The sequence below is a fragment of the Gordonia alkanivorans NBRC 16433 genome (assembly GCF_000225505.1).
In the GTDB taxonomy this organism is placed as follows: domain Bacteria; phylum Actinomycetota; class Actinomycetes; order Mycobacteriales; family Mycobacteriaceae; genus Gordonia; species Gordonia alkanivorans.
Genome location: NZ_BACI01000061.1, coordinates 23,030 through 45,700, shown reverse-complemented (window position 1 = coordinate 45,700; position 22,671 = coordinate 23,030). Strand labels below are relative to the sequence as shown.

Below are 22,671 nucleotides of genomic sequence, written 5' to 3'. Positions count from 1 at the left end.
GGTCACTCCCCTGCCGCCGGGTTGTCGGAGACGCGGACCCCGTCACTGTCGCTGTCGTAGAGCCGCAGGAACAGACTCTCGAGAGAAGGTGGTTCGACGGTGAGTGACCGCAGCCCGCTCGCCGTCAACACCTCCATCGCCGCGCCGATCCGATCGGAATCGACTGTCGCGCTGAGACGGTGACCGTCGACGTCCACATCGTGGAAGTCGGTGAGCCGATCGGCGGCCGGGACGGTGTCGAGTTCGGCGCGCACCGCGGTCCGGGTGTGACCGCGCAGCTCGGTCAGCGTGCCGGTCTCGACGATGACGCCGTCGCGGATGATGCTCACACGGTCGGCGAGGGATTCGACCTCGGCGAGGATGTGACTCGACAGCAGGACGGTCGTGCCACGCGCCTTGGCCTCCCCGACGACCTCCTGGAAGACGTTCTCCATCAACGGGTCCAGGCCCGATGTCGGCTCGTCGAGGATGAGCAGTTCGACGTCCGACGCGAGGGCGGCGACGATCGCCACCTTCTGGCGGTTGCCTTTCGAGTACTGGCGGCCACGCTTGGCGGTGTCGAGCTCGAAACGTTCGACGAGGTCGGCGCGTCGGTCCTCATCGAGCCCACCACGCATCGAACCGAGGAGATCGATCATCTCGCCGCCGGTCATCGACGGCCACAGCGAGACGTCGCCGGGCACATACGCCAGTCGGCGATGCAGTTCGACGACGTCGCGCCACGGATCCCCGCCGAGCAGTCGCACCTCACCCGCGTTGGCACGCAGCAAGCCCAGGAGGACGCGGATCGTCGTCGACTTGCCGGCACCGTTGGGGCCGAGGAACCCGTGGACCTCACCGCGGCGGACCTCGAGATCGAGTCCGCGAAGGGCCTCGAAACTGCCGAAGGACTTGTGCAGCTTACGGACGTCGACGGCGAGATCAGCAGGTGGCCGCCCGGTGGCGTCGGATACTCCGGTGGGCATGGCAAACCTCCAGATTCGGCGATCGCCATAAGCGTTGCACAGCAGCCGGTGAGGTAGGCCCGAAACGTGAGCGACTGCCGCTAAACCGCACGTTCGGCGGTATCGCACCGTCTACTTCTTGCTCAATGACGACTCCTTGTGGGCTGCCTTGGCGCCCGTCTTCGACGACTTCACGATCCAATAGGGTTCGTCCTCACTGGCTTTGAATTTCTGCCCCTCGAACGTGAACTCCTTGGTTCGCTTCTCCTCCGCGGTCCCCTCGGTCTGACCCTGCGAGGTGTTCCAGCGGACGGTGTCGTTCTTGTTGATCGCCATGTCCCGGAATGCCCACGGTCGATGTTCCGCCAAACCTCGCCACACAGCCGTCCCGTTCAGCTGCGCGTAGACTCCGCGACCATGGCGATCGTCAACCGAGGCTTCGTGGGCCGCCGCGACCGCGATGCCCGCCGCCTTCCACCGGGCCAGTACACGACCCTCGATTTCCCGGTGTTGTCGGCCGAGCCCACTCCATCGGTGCCCCTGGACAAATGGTCGCTCGCCGTGCAGTCCGCCGAACACCGTGCGACGACGTTCACCTGGGAACAGTTCCAGGCGCTGTCCCACGAGGAGATCACGACCGACATCCATTGCGTCACAAGGTGGTCGAAGTTCGCGACGCGCTGGCGCGGGGTTTCCTTCGACACCCTGGTCGGTGCGCTGCCCTTCGAACCGGCACCGTACGTCATGGCGCATTGCCACGGCGGGTACACCACCAACGTCCCGCTCGCCGACCTGACCGGCGGACAGGGCTGGATCGCCGACACCTACGACGGCGAGCCCCTGGCACCCGAACACGGCGGGCCCGCCCGGCTTCTGGTCCCCCACCTGTATTTCTGGAAGAGCGCGAAATGGGTTCGGCGCCTTCGGTTCATGCCCGACGACACGCCGGGTTTCTGGGAGGAACGCGGGTATCACATGTACGGCGACCCCTGGCGTGAGCAGCGGTACTCGTGACCGATTGGCTGCTCACCACGGTCACCTCCGTCGTCGACATCACCCCGTCCGCACGCACCCTGCGGCTGGCTCTCCCCGAACCCGTCCTCGTGCTACCCGGCCAGCATGTCGACATCCGACTCACCGCAGAGGACGGCTACTCCACCGCCCGCACCTACTCGGTGTCGGACGCCCGGGAGACCCGATCGATCGAGGTCACCGTCGAACGTCTCGACGACGGCGAGGTGTCCCCCTACCTGGTCGACGTCGTGGAGGTCGGCGACCCGCTGGAGATCAGCGGCCCACACGGCTGGTACTTCACCTGGGCCTCCGGCGACGACCGCCCGGTGCAGCTGATCGGCGGCGGATCCGGGGTCGCGCCACTCATGTCGATGATCCGGAGCCGCGAGGTCGACGCACCGCTCACGCCCTTCTCCCTGGTCTACTCGGTGCGCAGCCCCGAACGCGTCTACTACCGCGACGAGATCCGGCAGCTCCTGGAGCACCGCCGCATGGATCTCCATCTGGTCCATACACGCGTCGCACCCGCAGGTTCGCAGAGACCAGCAGGGCGCCTCGACTCGGAAGAGCTGGCCGCGCTCACCATGAACCCGTCGAAGTCGCCGACCGTCTACATCTGCGGACCGAACAGGTTCGTCGAGGGCTGTGCGACGTGGATGGTCGACGCCGGCCACGACCCAGCCCGGATCCGTACCGAACGATTCGGCGACTGACGCTCGTAGCCTGCGGGTTCGGTTCAATGCGTGCTGTTCTGGGCCGACCGGAAGTAGCGTGGCGACATGACTTCCGCGTATGACTTCACCGCGACCGGGATCGACGGCAACCCCGTCGACCTCTCGACGTTCCGGGGCGACCCATTGCTGATCGTGAACACCGCGTCGAAGTGCGGCTTCACGCCGCAATACCAAGGGCTCGAGACGCTGCATCGCGACTACCAGGATCAGGGATTGCGGGTCCTCGGCTTCCCGTGCGACCAGTTCGCCCATCAGGAGCCCGGCAACGAAGAAGAGATCAAGAACTTCTGCTCGCTGACCTACGACGTCACGTTCCCGATGTTTGCGAAGGTCGACGTGAACGGACCCGACGCCCACCCTCTCTTCGAGTGGCTGCGCACGCAGAAGTCGGGGGTGTTCGGCGGGCGGATCAAGTGGAACTTCACCAAGTTCCTGGTCAATCGCGACGGTGTCGTCGTCGAACGATTCGCACCGGCCACCAAACCCGAGAAACTGGTCGGGTCCATCGAGAAACAACTGTGATCCGCCGACGGTAGGGACGAGACACCGTGAGCCGGACAGCGTCGTTCGTGCGTGTTGTCATCGCCTACGTGGTGGCACTGGGGGTCGCCGCCGCGTGGCTGTGGTCGGGACCCGACACCGGTCATCTGTGGCTCGACACCCTCGTCGCCGACCTCTGGGCGACTCTTGTGATCTTCGGCTTCAGCCGCTGGTACTCGAACTCGAGCATGTACGACGCCTACTGGAGCGTCATTCCGCCCGTGCTGCTCGTGTACTGGTGGGCTGCAGGCGATGTCGGCGTCGATGCCGTGCACTGCTGGGTCATCGCCGTCGTCGTCGGGATCTGGGCGATCAGGCTGACCGCCAACTGGGCGACCGGGTGGCCGGGTCTGGACCACGAGGACTGGCGGTACGGACTGCTCAAGCAGCGCGCCGGTGGTGCCGCGATCGTCGTCGACCTGTTCGCCATCCACGTCATTCCCACCATCCAGGTGTTCCTGGGCATGGTCCCGGTGTATGTCGCGGTGACCCATTCGGATTCGACGATCGTCTGGCTGACCGCACTGGCCGCGGCCGTGGGGTTCGCCGCCATCGGCCTCGAATCGGCCGCCGACGCCCAGTTGCGTCGTTTCACGGCACAACGCACACCGGGAGCGGTCCTGGACACCGGTGTGTGGTCGTGGTCCCGACACCCGAACTACTTCGGCGAGTTCTCCTTCTGGGTTGCGATGGCCTTGTTCGGCATCGCCGCATCACCCTCTGACTGGTGGTGGTTGCTCCTGGGTGTCGTGGTGATGCTGGCGATGTTCCTCGGCGCCAGCATTCCGATGATGGAGCAGCGCAGCCTGTCTCGACGTCCCGGTTACGCCGATGTCGTCGACCGGGTATCGCTGTTCGTACCCCGCCCGCCGCGCGGTGCCCGACCACCGCAATCGACCGAGCACGTCCCCGGATGACCCGACCCCGCGTCGTCATCGCCGGCCTCGGTGACACAGGAATCCTCACCGCGATCCATCTGTCCGGGCACGCCGACGTCGTCGGGATCTCGTCGAAGCCCGGGCTGGTCAGCGGTCAAGAACTCGGACTCCGCCTCAGCCGACCCGACACCTGGGCCCGCGACTACCGGATCCCATTCGATCGGTTCCGCAAGCTGGACCGCGTCCGCACGGTCCACGGATCACTGACCGCGGCCGATCTCGACGGACGAACGGTCACGGTCACCGACGCCGACGGAACCGAGCACGTCGAACCGTTCGACGCCCTGGTCATCGCAACCGGGGTCCGCAACGGCTTCTGGCGGCGCCCGGTCCTACAGTCTCCTGCCGACGTCGACCGGGACCTCGCCGCAGCGCATCACCGCCTGGCGGAGGCGGATTCGATCGCGGTGATCGGCGGCGGTGCCGCCGCGGTGAGCGCGGCGGCGAACCTGGCCGCGACGTGGCCGGGCAAGCGGATCGAGCTCTACCACCCCGGCGACCGCGCGCTACCCCGTCACCACCGGCGAACCTGGCAGAACGTGTCGACGCGGCTGCGCGGGCTCGGCGTAGGAGTGCATGGCGGACACCGCGCGCAGGTACCAGATGGCTTCGCCTGCGACGAGATCACCAGCGGACCCGTGCGCTGGACCACCGGGCAGGAGCCGGTGCGGGCGGACGCGGTGCTCTGGGCGATCGGTCGGGTGATACCGAACTCGGAGTGGCTGCCACCGGACCTCCTCGATCCGGGCGGGTTCGTGCGCGTGACACCGGAACTGCGGGTGCCCGGACACGGGTTCGTCTATGCCGTCGGGGACATCGCCGCGACCGACGCACTCCGGAGCTCGGCTCGCAACCGAGCCGACCGGATTCTCGCCCACAACATCCGCGGGGACCTGTCGGGTCGCCCCGACCGTGCGCGGAGCTATGTGCCACCCCGGCGACGGTGGGGATCGGTTCTCGGCGCGCAGCACGACGGCCTCCAGGTGTTCGCGCCGAACGGCCGGGCATTCCGATTTCCCGCATGGTCGGTGGACGCGGTGCTGCAGCCGTGGGTCGTGCGGCGTGGAATCTACGGCGGGATTCGCGACACCGGTCCGCCGACGTCTGCCGATCCTCGGCGGCGTCGCACCTGAAAGGTCATCTTTCGCGCCTACACTCGGCCTCATGAGTAACGAGCAGTTCTCGGCCCATTCGTCAGATCCGGCCGGTCCGCCGCCCGGGTCGCACACCTCGCCGGTCCCGCCCGCGTCGACACCGGCAGGCTCGACACTGCCGGGTACGACGGCAGGCTCGACACCGCCGGCTACGCCGGGGACGACCGACACGTCACTGAAACCGACGGCTGCCGAACGTGCGAACACGATCGTCAAGAAGGTCGTGATCGGCCTGATCATCGCCGCCCTGCTGGTGATCACGTACTTCATCCTCGAGGCGTTCCTGCCGCGGTGGTGGGCCGGACAGATCGGTCGCCGGGTCGACGGGTCGATGGCCAGCGGTGTCTGGACCGGCCTCGTCCTCGGTGTCGTCTGCACCTTCGTGCCGCTGCTGCTGTTCACGTTCGCGTTCCTGAGTCGCAGCCGCATGCGAAATGTCCCCGCCATCGCGTTCGCCGTGGTCGGCGTCATCGTGGCGATCCCCAACCTGCTGACGCTGACCGTCGTCATCGGCGGCGGCAACGGTGCACACGCGGGTGAACGCATCTTCGACGTCGACGCACCCGGTTTCCGCGCCGCCACCGCGTGGGGCGTGATCATCGGCGTCATCCTCGCGATCGCCGTCGGCTGGTTCATCTGGCGCTACCGGCGGCGTGGCCGGGAGCTCGCGGCGACCCGCCCCAAGAAAGACAAGAAGAAGAAGTGATGGTCGGGCTGACCCGCCGCTGACAAGATCAACCCGCCACCTCTTCGAGGCGGCGGGTTGATCGTTCGAGGGCGATTGTGGTCAGTCGGCCAGCCCGGCATCCTTGCTGCCATAGGTCTCGCGCAGTTTCGGCTTCACGACCTTGCCACCCGCGTTGCGCGGAAGCTCGTCGATGATGACGAGATCCTTGGGGTGCTTGAACCGTGCCAGGTTCTCGTTGAGGTGGGCCTCCAGGTCGGCCAGGGTCAGATCGGTGACGCCGTCGGCCAGGACCACGACGGCGACCGGCACCTCGCCCCACTTCTCGTGTGCGCGACCGATGATGGCGGCCTCCATGATCGCCGGGTGGCCGTAGAGGACGTTCTCGACCTCGGCGCAGTAGATGTTCTCGCCGCCGGAGATGATCATGTCCTTCGCGCGGTCGACGACGTAGAGAAACCCGTCCTCGTCCTCGCGCACGAGATCGCCGGAATGGAACCAGCCGCCGCGGAACGCTTCCGCGGTGGCTTCGGGCTTGTTCCAGTAGCCCTTCATCAGGTTGGGCCCGCGGTAGACGATCTCCCCCACCTCGCCGGGCTTCACGTCGTTCATCAGCGGGTCGACGATTCGCGCGGTCACCGCGGGCACCACCTTGCCGATCGAACCCTGTTTGCGCAGTGCGTCCTTCCCCTCCAGGATCGTCGTCACCGGGGACATCTCGGTCTGTCCGAACGCGGTCATGTTGAGCGCGTCGGGGAAGGCCTCGCCCATCGCGTTGAGGACGGTGTCCGACGCCGGGGCGGCACCCCAGCTGATGTTGCGCAGGCGGAGCTTTCGCGGTCGCGCCTTCTGGGCTGCGCACACCGCTTGCCACTGGGCGGGCACCATGAACACCGAGGTGGTGCCTTCTCTTTCGAGGGTGTCGAGCATGGCGTCGGGGTCGAAGGCGCCGAGCGGGTGGATGACGGCGCGGATGCCGCGGTAGAAGACCGGGGCGAACGCGGCCAGGCCGGCGATGTGGAACATCGGCGGGACCACCGACGCCACGTCGTCGGCATCGGCCGACGCGGTGGTGGCCATCGTGGTCACCGCCTGCGCATGGAAGTTCTGGTGGGTCAGCATGGCGCCCTTGGGCTTTCCGGTGGTGCCCGAGGTGTACATGATCGCCGCGACGGTGTCTTCGGGGACATCGACCGCCGGCAGGTCCGCGTCGCCCTCGGCGAGGAGGCCTTCGTACTCCAGATGCTGCGGGTTCTCGCTGCCGTCGGCGACGATCAGGGTGTCGATCCCGCCGGTGGACGCACTCACGGCATCGGCCAGCGGCGCGAGGAGCTTCTCGGTCACGATGACTTTGGCGCCGCTGTCGGCGACGAGGTAGGCGACCTCGGCCGGGCTCATCCGGATGTTCACCGGAACCGGGATGGCGCCGATCAGCGTCGCACCCAGGACGGCCTCGACGTATTCGGTCCGGTTGAGCAGCACCATCAGGATGCGATCGCCGAACTGCACACCGAGTCGGCTGAGCGCCGTACCGAACGCCCGTGACCGGTCATCGAGTTGCTTCCACGTCGTGGACTTGTCCAGGTAGGTGATCGCCACGTTGTCCGGCGTCATCAGCGCATGTCGGTGAACCTGGTTGTTCCAGTGGTTGCGGCGTGACCGGTAGGGCTCGGTGGTCAGGTCGGCGGCGGCTTCGGTGGTTGCAGTCATTCACTGGCTCCCGTGTCGATCGTGCGATGGTCGACATTGTTGTCTGCGTCACACCCTACGCAGACTCACCGGGTAGCTCGCGAGATTTCGCCGGGTCAGTCGGACAGACCGGCGTCCTTGCTGCCGAAGCGCTGGCGCAGCACGGGTTTCGTGACCTTGCCCCCGGCGTTGCGCGGCAGTTCGCCGACGATGACGAGGTCTTTGGGTGCTTGAACCGCGCCAGGTGCTCGTTCAGATGAGGCTCCAGCTGGGCCAGGGTCAGATTGCCGACGCCCTCGGCGAGGACGACGACGGCGACGGGCACCTCGCCCCATTTCTGGTCCGCCCGGCCGATGACCGCGGCTTCGGCGACACTCGGGTGGCCGTAGAGGACGTTCTCGACCTCGGCGCAGTAGATGTTCTCGCCGCCGGAGATCACCATGTCCTTGGCGCGGTCGACCACGAAGAGGAATCCGTCCTCGTCTTGGCGGACCAGGTCGCCGGAGTGGAACCAGCCGCCGCGGAACGCCTCGGCGGTCTCCTCAGGCTTGTTCCAGTACCCCTTCATCAGGGTCGGGCCGCGATAGACGATCTCCCCCACCTCGCCGGGCGCGACGTCGTTCATCAGCGGGTCGACGATGCGCGCGGTCACCGCGGGCACCACCTTGCCGATCGATCCGATCTTCCGCAGGGCGTCCTTGCCCTCCAGGATGCAGGTCACCGGCGACATCTCGGTTTGCCCGAACGACGTCATGTTGAGAACTCCGGGGAACGTTTCGTTGATGGCGTCGAGGACGGTGTCCGACGCCGGGGCCCCGCCCCAGCTGAGGTGACGCAACCGGAGTTCCCGGGGGCGCGCCCGTTGCGCGGCGCAGACCGCCTGCCACTGCGCGGGCACCATGAACACCGAGGTCGATCCCTCCCGCTCGAGGGTGTCGAGCATGGCGTCGGGGTCGAAGGAACCGAGCGGATGGATGACCGCGCGGATGCCGCGGTAGAAGACCATCGCGAAGGTGGCGAGGCCGGCGATGTGGAACATCGGCGGGACGATCGACGCCACGTCACCGGTCCGTGGATTCGTGGTGGAGATCGACGTGACGGCCTGCGACTGGAAGTTCTGATGGGTGAGCATCGCGCCCTTGGGCCGGCCGGTGGTGCCCGAGGTGTACATGATGATCGCGACGGCGTCCTCGGGGACGTCTACCAGCGGAAGGTCCGACGGGTCCTCGGCGACGAGGTCCTCGAACGAGAGATGTTCGGGTGTGTCGCTCTCGCCGACGACGATCACCGTGTTCGTGCCGCCGTCCAGGGCGCGTGCGGCATCGACGACGCCGGTCAGCGCCGTCTCTGTGACGACGACGGCCGCGCCGCTGTCGGTCATGAGGTAGGCGAGCTCGGCGGGACTCATGCGGATGTTGACGGGCACCGCGATCGCCCCGATCAGGGTCGCTCCCAGAATCGCCTCGGCGTATTCGGTGCGGTTGAGCAGCGCCATCATGACCCGGTCGCCGAATCCCACACCGCGTCGACTCAACGCCGCGGCGAAGGCACGGGACCGGTCCTCGATCTGCTTCCACGTGCGGGTCTCGTCGAGGTAGGTGATCGCGGGCTCGGCGGGGGTCATCAGCGCGTGCCGGCAGACCTGGTTGTTCCAGTGATTGCGGCGTGAGCGATAGGGCTCGGAGGTCAGGTCGGTGATGGCCTCGGCGATTGCGGTCATTACGGCCTCCCTACGGTGGCGGACACCCGTTGTCCGACTTGTCGTTCCGAGTCATCACCCTAGGCCGTGAGCCTGCGGAAAGCGCTGTGCGGCCGATGATTTGCACCTATGGCAGGGTTAGTCGACTCCTATGACCCCGGCCTCGTCCGTTGCGCCGGCGTCCGCTGCGGCGTGAATCGCATCAGCACACGTGGTCCACACGGCGGCGTAACCAGTCGCGGACACGCGGGTCACGCGACAGCACTGCGGCACGCTCGAAGTGGTGCCGTGCGGCCGCCGCAGACCCGGTGCGGGAGAGGAGATCCGCTCGTGTGGCGTGAAACGGCTGGAAGTCGTCGAGATCGTGCTCTGCTTCGAGTCGGTCGAGCAGAGCCAGACCTTCGGCTGGTGACCCCGCGCGCCCCACGATCGCGGCGTGAGCCACCTGTGCACCCACGGTCGGGGTGACGATGACGAGGGCGGCCGACAATGTCCGCAGAGCGTCCCAGTCGACGACGCCGGTGCGTGCGCGGTCGTTGTGAACCGACTGCATCGCGGCCTCGAGCTGGAACCGTCCCATCGGAGCGCCGAGGGCGGCGGCACGCCGGAGCATCGCTTCGCCGTCGCGGATCAGGTCTCCGTTCCACAGTTCTGGGTCCTGTTCCTCCAGCGGGACGAACGATCCGGTGCGGGCAGGGACGCGTGCCGACGAGAGGGCGATGAGAGCGGCCAGGCCCCACGCCTCGGGCTCATCATCGAGGAGGTCGGCGAGCGTCACCGCCAGATACAGCGCCTCCCCGGCCATCGAGTCGACGGCGTCGGTACCGGAGCCGGCCGGATCGTCCCAGGCGATTGCGAAGCACCCGTAGATCGCCTCGAGAACGGCGGACAGACGTGCCGGCATGGCCGCGCGGCCGGGAACGACGAACGGGATGCGGGCGTCCCGGATACGTCGCTTCGCGCGTACGAGACGTTGCGCCATCGTCGCGGGGGCCACCGCGAACGCCGCGGCGACATCGGCTGCCTCGAATCCGAGCACCGCCTGCAACATCAGCGGTGTCCGGATGGCCGGGTCGATCGCCGGGTGTGCACACGTGAACAGCAGCTCGAGTCGTTTGTCGCCGATCGCATCGGGGTCGAGGTCGTCGATGGGTGTCACTACTGCCTCCCCGACGTTGTCGGCCCGATCGTCGAAGTCGACCGACTTCCGGTATGCGGCGGATTTCCAGACATCACGCTGGTGGTTGCGGGCAACGGATAGCAGCCACGCGGTCGGTTTCTCCGGCGTGCCGTGCTCGGGCCACGTGCTCAGCGCGCGTTCGAAGGCGGTCGACAACGCGTCCTCGGCGAGTGCGAGGTCGCCGGATGCGGCGGCGAGAAGCGCTACCAGCCGCGAATACGACTCGCGTGCGGCATGATCGGCGGCGGCGTGCGCCCCGTCCCTGGTCATCGGTACGGCATCATCCGTTGGGGGTCCAGGCCCCGTTCACGGTGTAAGTGGCACCGGGACGGATCTCGATGACACCCCAGTCGATCGGAGGCGCCTGACTTGCCCAGTCGATGGCGGCATCCAGGTCATCGACATCGATGACGATCGTTCCGCCGAGTTGCTCCTTGGTGTCTGCGAAGGGCCCGTCCTGGACGACGAGCTCGCCGCCGACCTTCCGGATCGTCGTGGTGGCGGACGAATGCCGTAGCACTTCGGCAGTCACGAGGACTCCGGCGTCCTGCAGCGCACGGGTGTACGCCGAGAATGCGGCCTGCCCGGCCTGGATGGCTTCCTCGCCGAGCGTCGAGGCGTCGTGCTCGGGGTAGTGCAACAAGATTGAGTAGTGCATGGTCGACCTCCTGATCACCAGGACCGGCTCTCGGTCCGTGTGAGGAGATGACGAGCGTGCGACCCGTCGATCGACAGCCTACGACCGTTCGATCAGATTCCGCGCCGATCCGCCCGGACCGCGGCATCCGGCCACATCGGCGGACACGGAGTCCCCGGTGTGGTCGCGAGTTCGAAATGCCACCACTCGTTGACGAAGGTCCGGCACAGCCCCCACCGGTGACCGTTGCGTTCGAGCCAGGCCGCACCGTCCCACGGGCCGACGTCGACCGCCTCGCCGCGAACGTGCGGTGACTCTTCGGCGGGCAGGACCCAGCGTCTGGCGGCCTCGGGACTGCCATAGGTGGCGATCGCGTTCCGCCAGAGCTGCCGTTGCTCGGCATCCGACCGCTTCCCCGAGGTGATCCAGATCGGAACACCCTGCGTCCGAGCCTCGTTCGAGGCGAGCGTGTACGACACGGCGAGGCCGGGAGCCAGGCCTTGTGTCCCTGGGGCAAGGACCGTGGGCGCTGCCGCCGCCGAACCGACTCCGAGCACGGCAGACGCGGCGGCGCCTGCGGCGAGTGCGGCGCCCATCAGTCGAGACGCGAGGTTGCTCATCAGACCAGTAAACCGTACGACTGACCCGGGCTGCGGGTACCGGTCTGCGGCGTTACCGTCGATGTGTCGGAGCCGTCGAAGCCAAGGGGGCCGACATGAGGAAACGACTGATCATCTGCTGCGATGGCACCTGGAAATCGGCCAAGGATCCGCGGATCTCCAACGTGGAGAAGATCGCTCGCGCCGTGAAGACCGACGCCGCCGACGGCGCGGTCCAACTCGTCCACTACGTCAACGGTGTCGGTACGGGTTCCTCGTGGTCCGACCGCGTCTTCGGGGGCGCCTTCGGTCGTGGTCTGGACGCGAATCTTCTCGATGCGTACCGCTTTCTCGTCCTCAACTACGAGCCCGATGACGAGATCTTCGTGTTCGGATTCAGTCGGGGCGCTTACACCGCGAGGAGTCTGGCCGGGATGATCGGCAAGGTCGGTCTGATCACGCCACGCCAGCTGGCCGAGGACCCCACGAGCAACCTGTTCGAGAAAGCCCTGCAGCTGTACCGGGACAAGGAAAGACACGCTCCGCTCGGTCGCGAGGTCCCGGTCGCCTTCATCGGAGTGTTCGACACCGTCGGCGCCCTCGGCGTACCCGGCATCACCCGGCACAAACACAAGTTCCACGACGTGAACCTCGGGAAGCGGGTCGAGGTCGCCCGGCAGGCGCTGGCAATCGACGAGTGCCGGCTGACCTTCGATCCGTGTGTCTGGGAAAAGGCCGACAACACGCAGACGGACGTGAAACAGGTCTGGTTCGAGGGTGTCCACTCCGACATCGGCGGTGGGCTGGAAGTTGTCGAACCGTCCGAACTCACCCTTGCCTGGATGGTGTGGGAGGCGAGCCTGCGTGGCCTCGAGTTCTCCTACGACCGCTTCACCGCCATCCGGCAGCCCGTCGATCCGACGCTCCCCCGTTATGCCGCGAACAAGTCGATGAACGCCGCATATCAGATCGTCAACCTGGCCAAACTCGCGATCGGGCCATTCCGACTGCACGGCACCACCATTCGCCACCGACTCCAGCGACGCCGGCTCGAGATCGAGAAGGACCCGGCGACCCCGCTGCTGATTGCCGAACCCGCGCTGACCCGGTGGGAGTCCGATCAAGACGGTCGGCGACGGAAGGCGCCGAACATCGGATGGTGGGTTGCCACGTTCCAGGGCGACCCCGACGCGCTGCGAGCACGGGTCGTCGAGATCCCGCCGCTGACCAAGCCGCTCGTCGGGGTGTGACCGCGCGGATGCCGATCAGGCGTCCTTGATCGCGGCGATCTGGATCAGGTTTCCGCAGGTGTCGTCGAAGACGGCCACCACCGCAGTGCCGATGTCGGTCGGTTCCTGGGTGAAGACGACGCCTTGTTCCCTGAGTCGCCGGTACTCGGCCTCGACGTCGTCGACGGTGAACTGCGCCAACGGGATCCCGTCTTCGACGAGCGCATCCCGGTAGGGCTTCACCGCCGGATGCCCGGCCGGCTCCAGTAGGAGTTCGGCGCTCTCGGGCGCTTCGGGCGACTTCACGGTGAGCCACCACGTGTTCTCCCCCATCGGGATGTCGTGATGTTTGGTGAAGCCCAGTACGTCGGTGTAGAAACTCAGCGCCTTGCGCTGGTCGTCGACGAAGATCGAGGTCAACGTGATTCTCATGTCATGCCTTTCGTGTCACCGGCCACCGTCTGGCGATGTCCGCCAGTGGTGCCGGATCAAAGTAGTGGAACTTGGCGCGTCCGCGCTTCGCTGTGTGAACCAGCCCGGCGGCCTCGAGAACGCCCAGATGCTGCGAGATGGCCTGGCGGGTCAGGCTCAAGCCCCGCTTCGTGGTGAGTCGTCCGCAGATCTCGAACAGCGTCTGACCGTCACGGTCGGCGAGTTCGTCGAGGATCGCACGCCGCGTCGGATCGTCGAGAGCATGGAATACGTCTGCCACACCTGACGATAGGCAAGCGCACGCTTGCATGTCAACGATGCTGCGATCGGTTCTGTCGCCGACCAGCTCGCCGCGGTTGCGTAGAATCGACTTGTATCACTGGGTTTGACAACTGGGTGTATCAGATCGGCCCGGGGATCAGATCCGGTTCGGCCGCCGCCCTCACCTCGGGAGCGTCGGTGGTCAAGCACGAGGAAGGTACTCATGACCAAGCCCGTCAACCTGGCTCCCATGATGGTCCCCGCGACCACGAGCGGTGCGATCCGGTCCCCCAAGACCGCTGAGCTGGTGGCACGCACCCTGCGTCGGATGATCGTCGACGGTCGGCTCAAGGACGGCGATTTCCTCCCGCACGAAGCCGATCTCATGGCGCACTTCCAGGTGAGCCGCCCGACGCTGCGTGAAGCGGTCCGCGTCCTCGAGTCCGAGCGGCTGGTCGAGGTGCGTCGCGGTTCGCGTACTGGTGCCCGGATCCGTGTCCCCGGCCCCGAGATCGTCGCGCGTCCGGCAGGACTGTTGCTGGAGCTGTCCGGGACCACGGTCGCCGAAGTCATGCGGGCCCGCGAGGTCATCGAACCCGCAGCCGCGGAGATGCTCGCGGAGACCGGTGACACCAATGCGTTCGACGAACTCCAGGCGATCATCGACAACGAACTCGACGAGGCCTTCGAGAACGGCACCATGGCCCAGGCATCGGTCTGGTTCCACCGCCGCATTGTCGAGCTGTCCGGCAACTCGGCAATGGAAATGATCGCGGGCATGCTCAGCGAGATCGCCGAGCGCCACATCGCCAACACCATCGACGACGACCCGATGCCGCGCGCGCAGTACACCAAGCTCATCCGCTCCTACCAGAAGCTCGTCGACCTCGTCCGCGCCGGCGACGGCGCCGAGGCCGCAGCCCACTGGCAGCGTCACATGAAGAACTCCAACCAGGCGCTCCTCGCCGGACACGAGACCACCCGTGTCCGGGACGTGATGGACTGAAGCCCGCCATTGTCGACGACCAGGGCGACGAGGTGCCGCGACGGTCGGCCCGGCGAGATCATCTTGCGTCCGCGTCGCTCCCGCTCATCATGTTCGAGGGTTACCGGCGTCGTCCGGGGGCCACCCCCGCCGCAATCCTTGGTCACACACCGTGACATCAAGGTGGCCGCGATCCTCGTCGACGGTCGACGCTGACCGAGAACGTGTCGTGCGCCTGGTCGCTGGACAAGCTCATCAATCAGACGGTCCGACTGTCGGATCTGTTTCGCAAGCACATGTTCGGGTGCTTCATCGAAGACCAGCACGGCATCGACACCGCTACGCGGTGGGAGTCGACAACATCACCTGGGAATGCGACTACGACCGGAACGCCGCGGAACAGTTGTTACGACGCCGGATCGAAGCGATGAAAGCCGCGCGCGAGTTATCTCGAGGGGTAGCGGCGCGCACCCGGATTGATGTCGCGTGCGAACTCAACCCGGCTGCACGACCTCGATCGAAGTCGTTGAGCCGCATCGAAGTCGCCCGCGACTTCATTTCGACGGATGTAGGCCCACTCGCTCCCTGCGGTGCGACGAACGAAGTCCGGCAACCCCACTCGCTCCCTGAGGTGCGACGAACGAAGTCCGGCAACCCCACTCGCTCCCTGAGGTGCGACGAACGAAGTCCGGCAACCCCACTCGCTCCCTGAGGTGCGACGAACGAAGTCCGGCAACCCCACTCGCTCCCTGAGGTGCGACGAGCGATAGCGAGGAGCCACGAAGGGCCGGCGACCGTACCTCACCAGGTTTTCGGTGGCTCGTCGCTCACGCTCCTCGCACCTCAGACATCAGGAGTGGTATCCCCAAGTGCATCGGACTATTCCGACGTGGCCGCCTTGTACGCCCCATGAAACGTCATCGGCACGTGATGCCGGAGCGTGGCGATGGCGACCGGGCCCGCGCTCGGGCGTTCGGCGTTCAACACGATCAACCGGGATCGCTTGTCCGACGGCCGGTGTTCGAGGCTGAGCAACCAGCCGCGACCCTCGCCCGGGTTCTCGGGATCCTCGGCGAACAGGGGCTCGCACACGGTGTTGCCCGGCGTGGTGTAGCGATCCTGCGCTCCGGTCGTCGTGTCGACGGTCGTGATCGAATCAGGGTCGCCCCCGCGTACGGCGGCCTCCGCCAAGTACGTGTAGCGGTGAGCGGTGGTCACGAACCGCGAATCCACCTGCGGGAACTCGCATCCGAGTTCGTTGAGCGGATCACGCACAACGGCTTCGGTGTTGCGGTTGATCCGCAGCCTGGTGAGGGTTCCGCCGAATGCGGGTCCGGCCTTGTCGCGGAAGTTGCACAGGTAGTTGTTCCACTGCGTCCATCCGCCGGTCGCGTCGTGGGCGACGATGTCGACGACGGTCTCGGGTCCGGCTTCGTAGGCGTTCGCCACATGGAAGTGGAACAGCGAATCCGTCTCGATGCGTGTGGCCTTCCCACCGTCACGCGGTACGAGGACGATGGTCGTGCCCAACTCCGGTTTGTACGAGAGCGCCTCACCGAACGGGCGCATCCCCAATGCGACCGGGATGGGCCGGCTGACGACCAGCGGTCCGAGCACGAAGACCAGGTGACGTTCGGTGAGCGCGAAGTCGTGCACGAAACCGAGCTTGGGGATCGGCACCGTGCCGACGTTGTGCAGGCGTTTGGACTTGTCGAGCCGGTAGCAGCGGATCATCGGCCGCGGGAAGAAGTCGAGTCCGAAGTTGAAGACGTCACCGGTGTTCGGGTCGATCTTGGGGTGTGCGGAGAACGCACCGATGCGTTTGAGGGCGCCGTCGAAGGATTCGCTGCCGTACGTCTCGAGCGTCTCGGCGTCGAGGCGGTGCGGTCGTCCGCCTTCCCACAGCGTGTAGAGCACGTCGTCGTGGACGAGAACGCTGGTGTTGGAGAGATTCTCGGGAAACTTCAGCGCGTTGGCCAGCGGCCCGCCGACGCGTTGGGTGTTGAACCCTTTCGGCGGCAGTTGGGTCTCGTTGGCGCGCTTGAAGCTACGTGTACGGACATAACGATTGCGGTAGTGGACGCAGTCGGGCGAGATGTCGAAACGGGACACCATGCCGTCGCCGTCGAAGATGTGGGTCATCGGATGTCCACCGATCTCGAAGCGACCGGGTCCGATGCGGAAGAGGACGCCACGCAGGGAGGACGGGATCTGACCCTCGATGTCGTCGATCTCGTAGTCGAACTCTTCGTGCTGAGAATCCCACGGGGATTCTCCACCGGTCTCACGTGAAGGCGCCCGGGTCGGGACTGATACAGACATGGCTCAAGAGTCTCACGCTTGAGACAAATTCCGCAAGGGTGTTTCACATGGGGTGATCTAGGATGGCGGGATGTCGAGCGGCGAGGATCTCACAGGTGCGGCCCGGGCCGTGGCCCGTCGTGTCGGTGTCGGTGCGCTGACCCTGGCCGCCGTGGCGAAGGAGGCCGGCATCAGCCGGGCCACCATCTATCGCCGGTACGCCTCGCGCGACCAGTTGCTCTCGGCCATCGTCTCTTCGGAGCTCGACGCGCTCGAGCGGGTCATGTTGAGCCGTCTGCGGTTTGCCGACGATCCGCGGGACACGATCTACATGCTCGTCCGCGAGGTGCTCGACTACAACGCCAACAACGAGCTGGTCCAGGCCGCTCTACGGTACGACGCGGCGTCGTTGACCCCCTGGCTGATCCGGCGCGAGGGCCACCCGACACTGATCGACATCGTCACCGACCGCGCGCTGGCGTTCATCACCGAATCACCGGTTGCCCGATACCTGTCCCCCAGTCCCGAGGCCGCCGTCGAGTTCATGGTCAGCGCCGTGTGCGCCGAGCTCCTGTCCCCCGCCCGGTTTCTCACCCACGCCGACATCGCCAACCGGATCACCGATGCGATCTACCGGCCGCAGTCCGACACCGCCTGAGCCGAGGCCCTCTGGCGCGACGGTCGACGAGTCGGCGACGCGCTTCCGTGGGCGTCTACGCGCGTGCCGTCCCAAGGTAGGCCTCCTCGATCCGCTCGATGTCGGTCGCGAGCGCCGAGGCCGAATCCTCCAGGCCGACTTCGCCATGGACAAGGACCACGGCACGGTCGGCGATGCCGAGAGCCAGCCGCACGTGCTGTTCGACGAGGATCACCGCGGTCTTCTCGGTATCGGCGACGTCGCGCAGAACGGGCAGGATCGATTCGACGACGATGGGTGCGAGGCCCATGCTCAGTTCGTCGATCAGCAGCACCTTCGGGTTCTGCAGCAGTGCACGGGCGATGGCCAGCATCTGCTGCTCTCCGCCGGACAGGTCCCCGGCCGCCACCGTCAGTCGTTTGGTCAGCGACGGGAAGTGGCCGAGCACGTTGTCGACGGCCTCAGCACGCGCCCGTCCCCGCAGACGTGTTGCCAGGTGCAGGTTCTGTCGGGTGGTCAGGCGGCGGAACAGCGCCCGGTCGTCGGGCACGAGGACAAGTCCGGCACGGACCGCCGCGCGCGCGTCGCCCGGACGCACCGACTGTCCGGCGACCGTGACCTCACCACCGAGACGCGGCATCAATCCTGCCAGGGTCGTCAGCAGAGTTGTCTTCCCGGCACCGTTCGGTCCCAGCAGGGCGACGATCTCACCCGCGTTCACGGACAGCTCGAGGCCGTGAACACACGGGTTCCCTCGGCTGTATCCGGCGTCGAGGCCGTGGCATTCCAGCACCGTCACGACATCTCCTTCATTGGTTCGGGTTCAGCTGCCATCGCCGACGACGGGGTGCCCAGATAGGCCCCGACGACGGCCGGTGACGTGCGTATCTCATCGGGGGTGCCGTCGGCGATAACGGCGCCGAGGTCGAGCACGATCACCCGATCGCAGAGGCTCAGCACGAGGTCCATGTCGTGATCGACAAGGACCATCGAGACCCCATGTGCGCGAGCCGCTCTCAACCGGTCACCCAGCCATCGGCTCTCGGTGCTGTCGAGTCCGGCCGCCGGCTCGTCGAGGAGCGCGACCCTCGGTTGACCGGCGAGCACCCGTGCGACCGCGACCAACTGGCGCTGTCCCTGTGAGAGGTCGGCGGCCGGGACCTCGCAAAGGTGATCGATCTCGAGCATCTGCAACACCTTTCGCACGTTGTCCGACGTGTCGCCGGGTGCGCGCTGTGCCGCGATGGCCAGGTTCTCGGCCACCGACAGTTCGCCGTAGAGCTCGATGTCCTGGAAGGTGCGGCCGAGTCCCGCGCGGCTGCGACGGTGTGGCGCCAGACCGTCGATGGACGCGCCGTCGAGCGACACCGTGCCGTCGGCAGGTGCGAAGCCGCTGATGGCGTCGATCAACGTGGTCTTGCCGGCACCGTTCGGTCCGATCAGTCCCACGATCTCGCCGGCCCGGACGTCGAAGCCGACGTCGCGGACTGCGGTGACGGCGCCGTAGCGAACGGTGACGTCGCGGACGGAGAGGATGACCGAGCCGGTTGGCGGCGCGGGTGTATCGGCAACCGGCGTTGCAGGTGGTTCCACCGGTTGCTCGGCGGCGGGCCGTGCGGTGCGTCGACCCGGGTACGGCAACTTGTGGAGATAGCCGACCAGGCCGTCGGGGTTGGTGACGACGGTGAGCACCAACAGGATTCCGCTGACGAGCATGTAGTAGTCGCCGAAGGATGCGTACTTGTCGACGGCGAAGTACATCACGCCGCCGGGTGCGATGACGCCGGCCAGGATCGCCCCGGAGATCGAGGTGACGCCCGCGACATAGGTCACCGCGAACAGGCCGATGCCGGCGAACACGGCGTATGCCCCGGCGGTGGCCAGGGTCTGCTGATACGCGAGCAGCGCGCCCCCGAGTCCGGCCAGGAAGGAGGCGATCGCGAAGGCGAACAGTTTGGTAACGCCGACGTTGATACCGGCTGCGGCCGCGGACCGTTCGTTGGCGCGGACCGCGAGCATCGACGCGCCCAGTCCACTTCGTCGCAGCGCCGCGACGCCGTAGGCGACGACCGTCAGGACGACGAGGCACAGGATGCCGAACGCGAGACGCGGATAGCCCTCGCCCGCACCGATGCCGAGGTCGATGCCGAAGATCGACGGCGAATCGACCGGTGCGCCTTGCAGACCGCCGTTCAGGGACGGGTTGCGGAACCAGAATGCCTCGCAGAAGACCGCCAGGGCGAGGGTCGCGACCATGAGCGGCAGGCCACGCACTCGGAGGGCCGGCAGCCCCACGATCACGCCGATGACCATCGCAGCGCAGGCGGCGAGGAGAGGTGCGAGCGGGAACGGGAGGTTCAGATTCTCGGTCAGCCTGCTCAGCGCGTACGCTCCGACGCCCGCCAGGGTCAGTTGGGCCAGCGACACCTGCCCGGCGTACCCGGTGACCACGACCTGGGAGAGCGCGATGATCCCGTAGATCATCGTGGCGATCACCGCCAGGCGGAGAGAGCCGGACGTGGCGAGCAGGGCGATGACGGCGACGACGACGCCGATGATCCCGGGGACCAGCAGATGTTCGGGACGAGGTGAGCGGCCGAGGTCCTGGCGGATGACCGCGCCGCGTCCGGGCAGCGGTTGACCGCGGAGGAGGAGGAACCCGACGATGAGGATCAGCGGAACCGCCTCGGCCACACCGGCGTCGGGCATCCAGTCCCACGTCGCCTGGAGTTTGGTGGCCTCCGACTGGAGCATGCCGATGACGAGTCCCGCGCCGACCGTCACCGAGATCGCGGTGAAGTTGCCGACCAGCGCCGCGGCCAGTGCCGGCACGATGAACATCGTGTAGGCGACCGGATTGAGGGGCACGATCGGGGCGATGAGCACGCCGCCCAGGCCTGCGGTCGCCGATGACAATGCCCAGTTGGCGATGGCGATACGGTCCGGGGAGAGACCGGTGACGAGTGCACCCTTCTCGGATTCGGCGGCCGCCTCTGTAGCGACGCCGAAGCGGGTGTAGCGCAACACGAGTCCGGCGCAGATGGCGAGCCCGACGATGACGACGGCGAGCAGCAGCCGGTCGGTGGGCACCGCACTGGAGCCGATCTTGAAGGTGTCGACCTTGAAGATCGGGCCGACGCTGGGGGTGTTCTCCCCCACGCGCAGGGCGATGAGCGCCTGGATGACCAGCATCAGCCCGATCGCCGCGACCGCCTTGGCCAGAGCCGGTGCGGCGCGCATCGGCCGGAAGACGAGCAGGTAGAGGATGATGCCGAGGATCGCGGCGATCACCACGGAGATCAGCACGGCGACAGCGACTCCCACATCCGAACCCAGCGAGATGGTCGTCGGGAAGCCGGGTATGGGGTTGAGGAGTTCACCCTGACGCAGGAAAGCGTAGGTGTAGGCGGCGTACAGGGCCACCGCGCCGGTGGCGAAGTTGACCACGCCGGAGCTCTTGAAGGTCATCACCAGGGCAAGACCGAGTGCGGCGAAGACGGCCCCGTTGCCGAGGCCGAGAACCAGGAACGCTAGATGGTCAGTCATGGAACTCCTCGATCGGGGCCACGCCGGAGTGTGGCCCCGATCTGGTCGGAATCAGTTGTTGGTGACGACGGTGTTCTCGAGCTTGGCGTCCGAGGTCACGTCGCTGACCAGGATCGCCTTGCTGCACAGGGACGTCAGCGGCGGGAAGGCTTGGCCGTTGCAGGTGAACGTGATGCCCGGGGCGGCAGGGAGCGGAACGTCCTTGGCCTCGGACAGCGCGTTCTTGAACGTCTGGGCGTCGACGGCTCCCTCGAGGCCGTTGAGTTCACCGAGTGCGGCGACGACCTGGTAGCCGATGTAGGCCAGGCCGGCGGGATCGGTGTCGGGGGCGTACTGCGCCATGACGCTGCGATACTGGGTGACGCTCGGGTCGTCGGAGCTGAGGTTGACGGTGGTGAACGCCTTGGATCCGGCGACGGCCTCGTTGCCGACGGCGTCGAGGACAGGCTTGTCGAGGCAGCTGGCAATCAGGTACTTCTTGGCGTCTGGTGCGACGGTCTGCAGAGTCTTGAGCACCGAGATGCACTGGCGGGTGTCGCCGAGGATGCTGACGGCGTCGGGGTTGTCGGCGAGACCGGCGGTGATCTGCGGGGTCACGTCGGCGGCGCCGGTCGGGATCGTGACGACGTTGAGTGCCACGCCGGCGCGCTGGAACATCGGATCACCAAGAGCTTTGACGGACGCGGCGGCGTCGCCGGAGTCGCCGATGATGAGGGTGACCTTCTTGAGGCCGTCCTTGGCAGCGGTGGCGGCCTGGCCGGCGAGCACCGCGACGATGCCGCCGGAGAGCATGAACGAGCCGGGTGTGGCCATCTCGGCCTGCGAGACCGGAGCCTGAGCGACGTAGGGGATCCCGGCGCCGGCGACGATCGGCAGCATCACGGCACCCTGAGCACCAAGCGGCGACACGACGACCGAAACCTTCTCCTCAACCATCTGGTTGGCGCACTTGGTCGCCGAGGCGGGCTCCTCCTGCTGCTTGCACACCACGAGGTCGATCTTGTGCCCGCCGATTCCGCCACCGTTGTTGTTGAGGTACTCGACGGCCGCTTCGCCACCTTCGCGCACCATCGGCGTCGTCACCGCACCGCCTTCGGGCGTGATGAAGCCGATCTTGATCGGGTCGCCGGTTGCCGCGTTGCTGGGCAGCGAGCTGGTCTCCCCGGCGCTCGAACTCTCGGAACTGTCGTCGGCGCAGGCCGTGAGGGCGCCGAGAGTCAGGACGCTCGCGCAGCCGAGGACGGCGGTCGTACGTGCGACGCGTTTGAGTGCAACTGGTGATTTCAACTGCGATCCCTTCGATAGGAGTTGACGCCCGCCTGATGATGTTGCGCGAGCAGGAGGTGAACTGTGGTCGGCGTCGTGGTGACTGTAAACCCGGATGATGTCGGGTATGAGTGCTTTCGGGAAAGTGCGGTGGGCTTCAGTTCTAGTGCAGCACAGTGTTTTACAGATGCGCGCGTACGA

The 22,671-nt window shown here is 66.7% G+C and carries 21 protein-coding genes and 1 pseudogene; 9 read left to right on the top strand and 13 right to left on the bottom strand.

The features are described from left to right. Positions 1-2 precede the first annotated feature (2 nt). Positions 3-965, bottom strand: coding sequence for an ABC transporter ATP-binding protein (locus GOALK_RS12110; protein WP_006359110.1), 963 nt, complete (start codon positions 963-965; stop codon positions 3-5). A gap of 111 nt (positions 966-1,076) precedes the next feature. Then, complete coding sequence (locus GOALK_RS12105; protein WP_006359109.1) at positions 1,077-1,280, bottom strand: hypervirulence associated TUDOR domain-containing protein; 204 nt, start codon at positions 1,278-1,280, stop codon at positions 1,077-1,079. 81 nt (positions 1,281-1,361) lie between these two features. Here GOALK_RS12105 and GOALK_RS12100 point away from each other — a divergent pair, with 81 nt between their 5' ends. The 6 genes from GOALK_RS12100 (at position 1,362) to GOALK_RS12075 (ending at position 6,030) form a co-directional block, all read left to right on the top strand. After that, complete coding sequence (locus GOALK_RS12100; protein ID WP_006359108.1) at positions 1,362-1,958, top strand: sulfite oxidase-like oxidoreductase; 597 nt, start codon at positions 1,362-1,364, stop codon at positions 1,956-1,958. Continuing rightward, the gene (locus GOALK_RS12095) at positions 1,955-2,671 is read left to right on the top strand and encodes a ferredoxin reductase (protein WP_006359107.1); all 717 of its coding nucleotides are present in this window, start codon (positions 1,955-1,957) and stop codon (positions 2,669-2,671) included. Before GOALK_RS12100 ends, GOALK_RS12095 begins: the two co-directional genes overlap by 4 nt. Before the next feature lie 66 nt (positions 2,672-2,737). Further along, positions 2,738-3,214: a glutathione peroxidase gene (locus GOALK_RS12090; RefSeq protein ID WP_006359106.1), complete on the top strand. Its 477-nt coding sequence runs from the start codon at positions 2,738-2,740 to the stop codon at positions 3,212-3,214. Between the two features lie 26 nt (positions 3,215-3,240). Continuing rightward, complete coding sequence (locus GOALK_RS12085) at positions 3,241-4,149, top strand: DUF1295 domain-containing protein (protein WP_006359105.1); 909 nt, start codon at positions 3,241-3,243, stop codon at positions 4,147-4,149. After that, positions 4,146-5,303 (top strand): FAD-dependent oxidoreductase, encoded by a 1,158-nt coding sequence (locus tag GOALK_RS12080; RefSeq protein WP_006359104.1) that lies wholly within the window; start codon positions 4,146-4,148, stop codon positions 5,301-5,303. The genes GOALK_RS12085 and GOALK_RS12080 overlap by 4 nt, the downstream gene beginning before the upstream one ends. A gap of 31 nt (positions 5,304-5,334) precedes the next feature. Continuing rightward, complete coding sequence (locus tag GOALK_RS12075; protein ID WP_006359103.1) at positions 5,335-6,030, top strand: hypothetical protein; 696 nt, start codon at positions 5,335-5,337, stop codon at positions 6,028-6,030. 81 nt (positions 6,031-6,111) lie between these two features. Here GOALK_RS12075 and fadD5 (GOALK_RS12070) read toward each other — a convergent pair whose 3' ends face one another. From fadD5 (GOALK_RS12070) to GOALK_RS12050, 5 genes and pseudogenes are all read right to left on the bottom strand, one after another. Then, positions 6,112-7,719, bottom strand: a complete 1,608-nt coding sequence (gene fadD5, locus GOALK_RS12070; protein WP_006359102.1) for a fatty-acid--CoA ligase FadD5 — start codon at positions 7,717-7,719, stop codon at positions 6,112-6,114. A gap of 95 nt (positions 7,720-7,814) precedes the next feature. Further along, positions 7,815-9,418: pseudogene (gene fadD5, locus GOALK_RS12065) on the bottom strand (fatty-acid--CoA ligase FadD5). A 181-nt stretch (positions 9,419-9,599) separates the two neighbouring features. Then, positions 9,600-10,847, bottom strand: a complete 1,248-nt coding sequence (locus tag GOALK_RS12060) for an RNA polymerase sigma factor (RefSeq protein WP_006359100.1) — start codon at positions 10,845-10,847, stop codon at positions 9,600-9,602. A 10-nt stretch (positions 10,848-10,857) separates the two neighbouring features. Next, a complete protein-coding gene (locus GOALK_RS12055; RefSeq protein WP_006359099.1) occupies positions 10,858-11,235 on the bottom strand; it encodes a YciI family protein in 378 nt (125 codons plus the stop codon). Positions 11,236-11,327: 92 nt separating this feature from the next. Then, the gene (locus GOALK_RS12050; protein WP_006359098.1) at positions 11,328-11,834 is read right to left on the bottom strand and encodes a M15 family metallopeptidase; all 507 of its coding nucleotides are present in this window, start codon (positions 11,832-11,834) and stop codon (positions 11,328-11,330) included. A 95-nt stretch (positions 11,835-11,929) separates the two neighbouring features. On the opposite strand from GOALK_RS12050, the gene GOALK_RS12045 reads away from it, so the two are divergent. Further along, positions 11,930-13,063, top strand: coding sequence for a T6SS phospholipase effector Tle1-like catalytic domain-containing protein (locus GOALK_RS12045; protein ID WP_006359097.1), 1,134 nt, complete (start codon positions 11,930-11,932; stop codon positions 13,061-13,063). Between the two features lie 15 nt (positions 13,064-13,078). Here GOALK_RS12045 and GOALK_RS12040 read toward each other — a convergent pair whose 3' ends face one another. After that, positions 13,079-13,474: a VOC family protein gene (locus GOALK_RS12040; RefSeq protein ID WP_006359096.1), complete on the bottom strand. Its 396-nt coding sequence runs from the start codon at positions 13,472-13,474 to the stop codon at positions 13,079-13,081. A gap of 1 nt (position 13,475) precedes the next feature. Further along, on the bottom strand, positions 13,476-13,784 hold the full coding sequence (locus GOALK_RS12035; protein ID WP_050918698.1) for an ArsR/SmtB family transcription factor: 309 nt from the start codon (positions 13,782-13,784) through the stop codon (positions 13,476-13,478). 174 nt (positions 13,785-13,958) lie between these two features. Here GOALK_RS12035 and GOALK_RS12030 point away from each other — a divergent pair, with 174 nt between their 5' ends. Continuing rightward, on the top strand, positions 13,959-14,741 hold the full coding sequence (locus GOALK_RS12030; RefSeq protein ID WP_006359094.1) for a FadR/GntR family transcriptional regulator: 783 nt from the start codon (positions 13,959-13,961) through the stop codon (positions 14,739-14,741). Positions 14,742-15,599: 858 nt separating this feature from the next. On the opposite strand, the gene GOALK_RS12020 is transcribed toward GOALK_RS12030, so the two are convergent. Further along, entirely contained in the window at positions 15,600-17,042 is a 1,443-nt protein-coding gene (locus GOALK_RS12020; RefSeq protein WP_006359093.1) for a carotenoid oxygenase family protein, read from the bottom strand. 70 nt (positions 17,043-17,112) lie between these two features. Here GOALK_RS12020 and GOALK_RS12015 point away from each other — a divergent pair, with 70 nt between their 5' ends. After that, the gene (locus tag GOALK_RS12015) at positions 17,113-17,679 is read left to right on the top strand and encodes a TetR/AcrR family transcriptional regulator (protein WP_006359092.1); all 567 of its coding nucleotides are present in this window, start codon (positions 17,113-17,115) and stop codon (positions 17,677-17,679) included. Between the two features lie 55 nt (positions 17,680-17,734). On the opposite strand, the gene GOALK_RS12010 is transcribed toward GOALK_RS12015, so the two are convergent. The 3 genes from GOALK_RS12010 to GOALK_RS12000 are packed head-to-tail and all read right to left on the bottom strand — an operon-like array spanning position 17,735 to position 22,491. Beyond that, a complete protein-coding gene (locus GOALK_RS12010; protein WP_006359091.1) occupies positions 17,735-18,457 on the bottom strand; it encodes an ABC transporter ATP-binding protein in 723 nt (240 codons plus the stop codon). Then, entirely contained in the window at positions 18,454-21,204 is a 2,751-nt protein-coding gene (locus GOALK_RS12005; RefSeq protein WP_006359090.1) for a branched-chain amino acid ABC transporter permease/ATP-binding protein, read from the bottom strand. The genes GOALK_RS12010 and GOALK_RS12005 overlap by 4 nt, the downstream gene beginning before the upstream one ends. 51 nt (positions 21,205-21,255) lie before the next feature. After that, positions 21,256-22,491: an ABC transporter substrate-binding protein gene (locus tag GOALK_RS12000; RefSeq protein ID WP_006359089.1), complete on the bottom strand. Its 1,236-nt coding sequence runs from the start codon at positions 22,489-22,491 to the stop codon at positions 21,256-21,258. Positions 22,492-22,671: the final 180 nt, after the last annotated feature.

Coding starts and splice junctions, on each gene's coding strand:
- GOALK_RS12110 (WP_006359110.1), bottom strand. CDS start 965: ATGCCCACCGGAGTATCCGACGCCACCGGGCGGCCACCTGCTGATCTC.
- GOALK_RS12105 (WP_006359109.1), bottom strand. CDS start 1,280: ATGGCGATCAACAAGAACGACACCGTCCGCTGGAACACCTCGCAGGGT.
- GOALK_RS12100 (WP_006359108.1), top strand. CDS start 1,362: ATGGCGATCGTCAACCGAGGCTTCGTGGGCCGCCGCGACCGCGATGCC.
- GOALK_RS12090 (WP_006359106.1), top strand. CDS start 2,738: ATGACTTCCGCGTATGACTTCACCGCGACCGGGATCGACGGCAACCCC.
- GOALK_RS12080 (WP_006359104.1), top strand. CDS start 4,146: ATGACCCGACCCCGCGTCGTCATCGCCGGCCTCGGTGACACAGGAATC.
- GOALK_RS12075 (WP_006359103.1), top strand. CDS start 5,335: ATGAGTAACGAGCAGTTCTCGGCCCATTCGTCAGATCCGGCCGGTCCG.
- fadD5 (WP_006359102.1), bottom strand. CDS start 7,719: ATGACTGCAACCACCGAAGCCGCCGCCGACCTGACCACCGAGCCCTAC.
- GOALK_RS12060 (WP_006359100.1), bottom strand. CDS start 10,847: ATGACCAGGGACGGGGCGCACGCCGCCGCCGATCATGCCGCACGCGAG.
- GOALK_RS12055 (WP_006359099.1), bottom strand. CDS start 11,235: ATGCACTACTCAATCTTGTTGCACTACCCCGAGCACGACGCCTCGACG.
- GOALK_RS12050 (WP_006359098.1), bottom strand. CDS start 11,834: ATGAGCAACCTCGCGTCTCGACTGATGGGCGCCGCACTCGCCGCAGGC.
- GOALK_RS12045 (WP_006359097.1), top strand. CDS start 11,930: ATGAGGAAACGACTGATCATCTGCTGCGATGGCACCTGGAAATCGGCC.
- GOALK_RS12040 (WP_006359096.1), bottom strand. CDS start 13,474: ATGAGAATCACGTTGACCTCGATCTTCGTCGACGACCAGCGCAAGGCG.
- GOALK_RS12035 (WP_050918698.1), bottom strand. CDS start 13,784: ATGCAAGCGTGCGCTTGCCTATCGTCAGGTGTGGCAGACGTATTCCAT.
- GOALK_RS12030 (WP_006359094.1), top strand. CDS start 13,959: ATGACCAAGCCCGTCAACCTGGCTCCCATGATGGTCCCCGCGACCACG.
- GOALK_RS12020 (WP_006359093.1), bottom strand. CDS start 17,042: ATGTCTGTATCAGTCCCGACCCGGGCGCCTTCACGTGAGACCGGTGGA.
- GOALK_RS12015 (WP_006359092.1), top strand. CDS start 17,113: ATGTCGAGCGGCGAGGATCTCACAGGTGCGGCCCGGGCCGTGGCCCGT.
- GOALK_RS12005 (WP_006359090.1), bottom strand. CDS start 21,204: ATGACTGACCATCTAGCGTTCCTGGTTCTCGGCCTCGGCAACGGGGCC.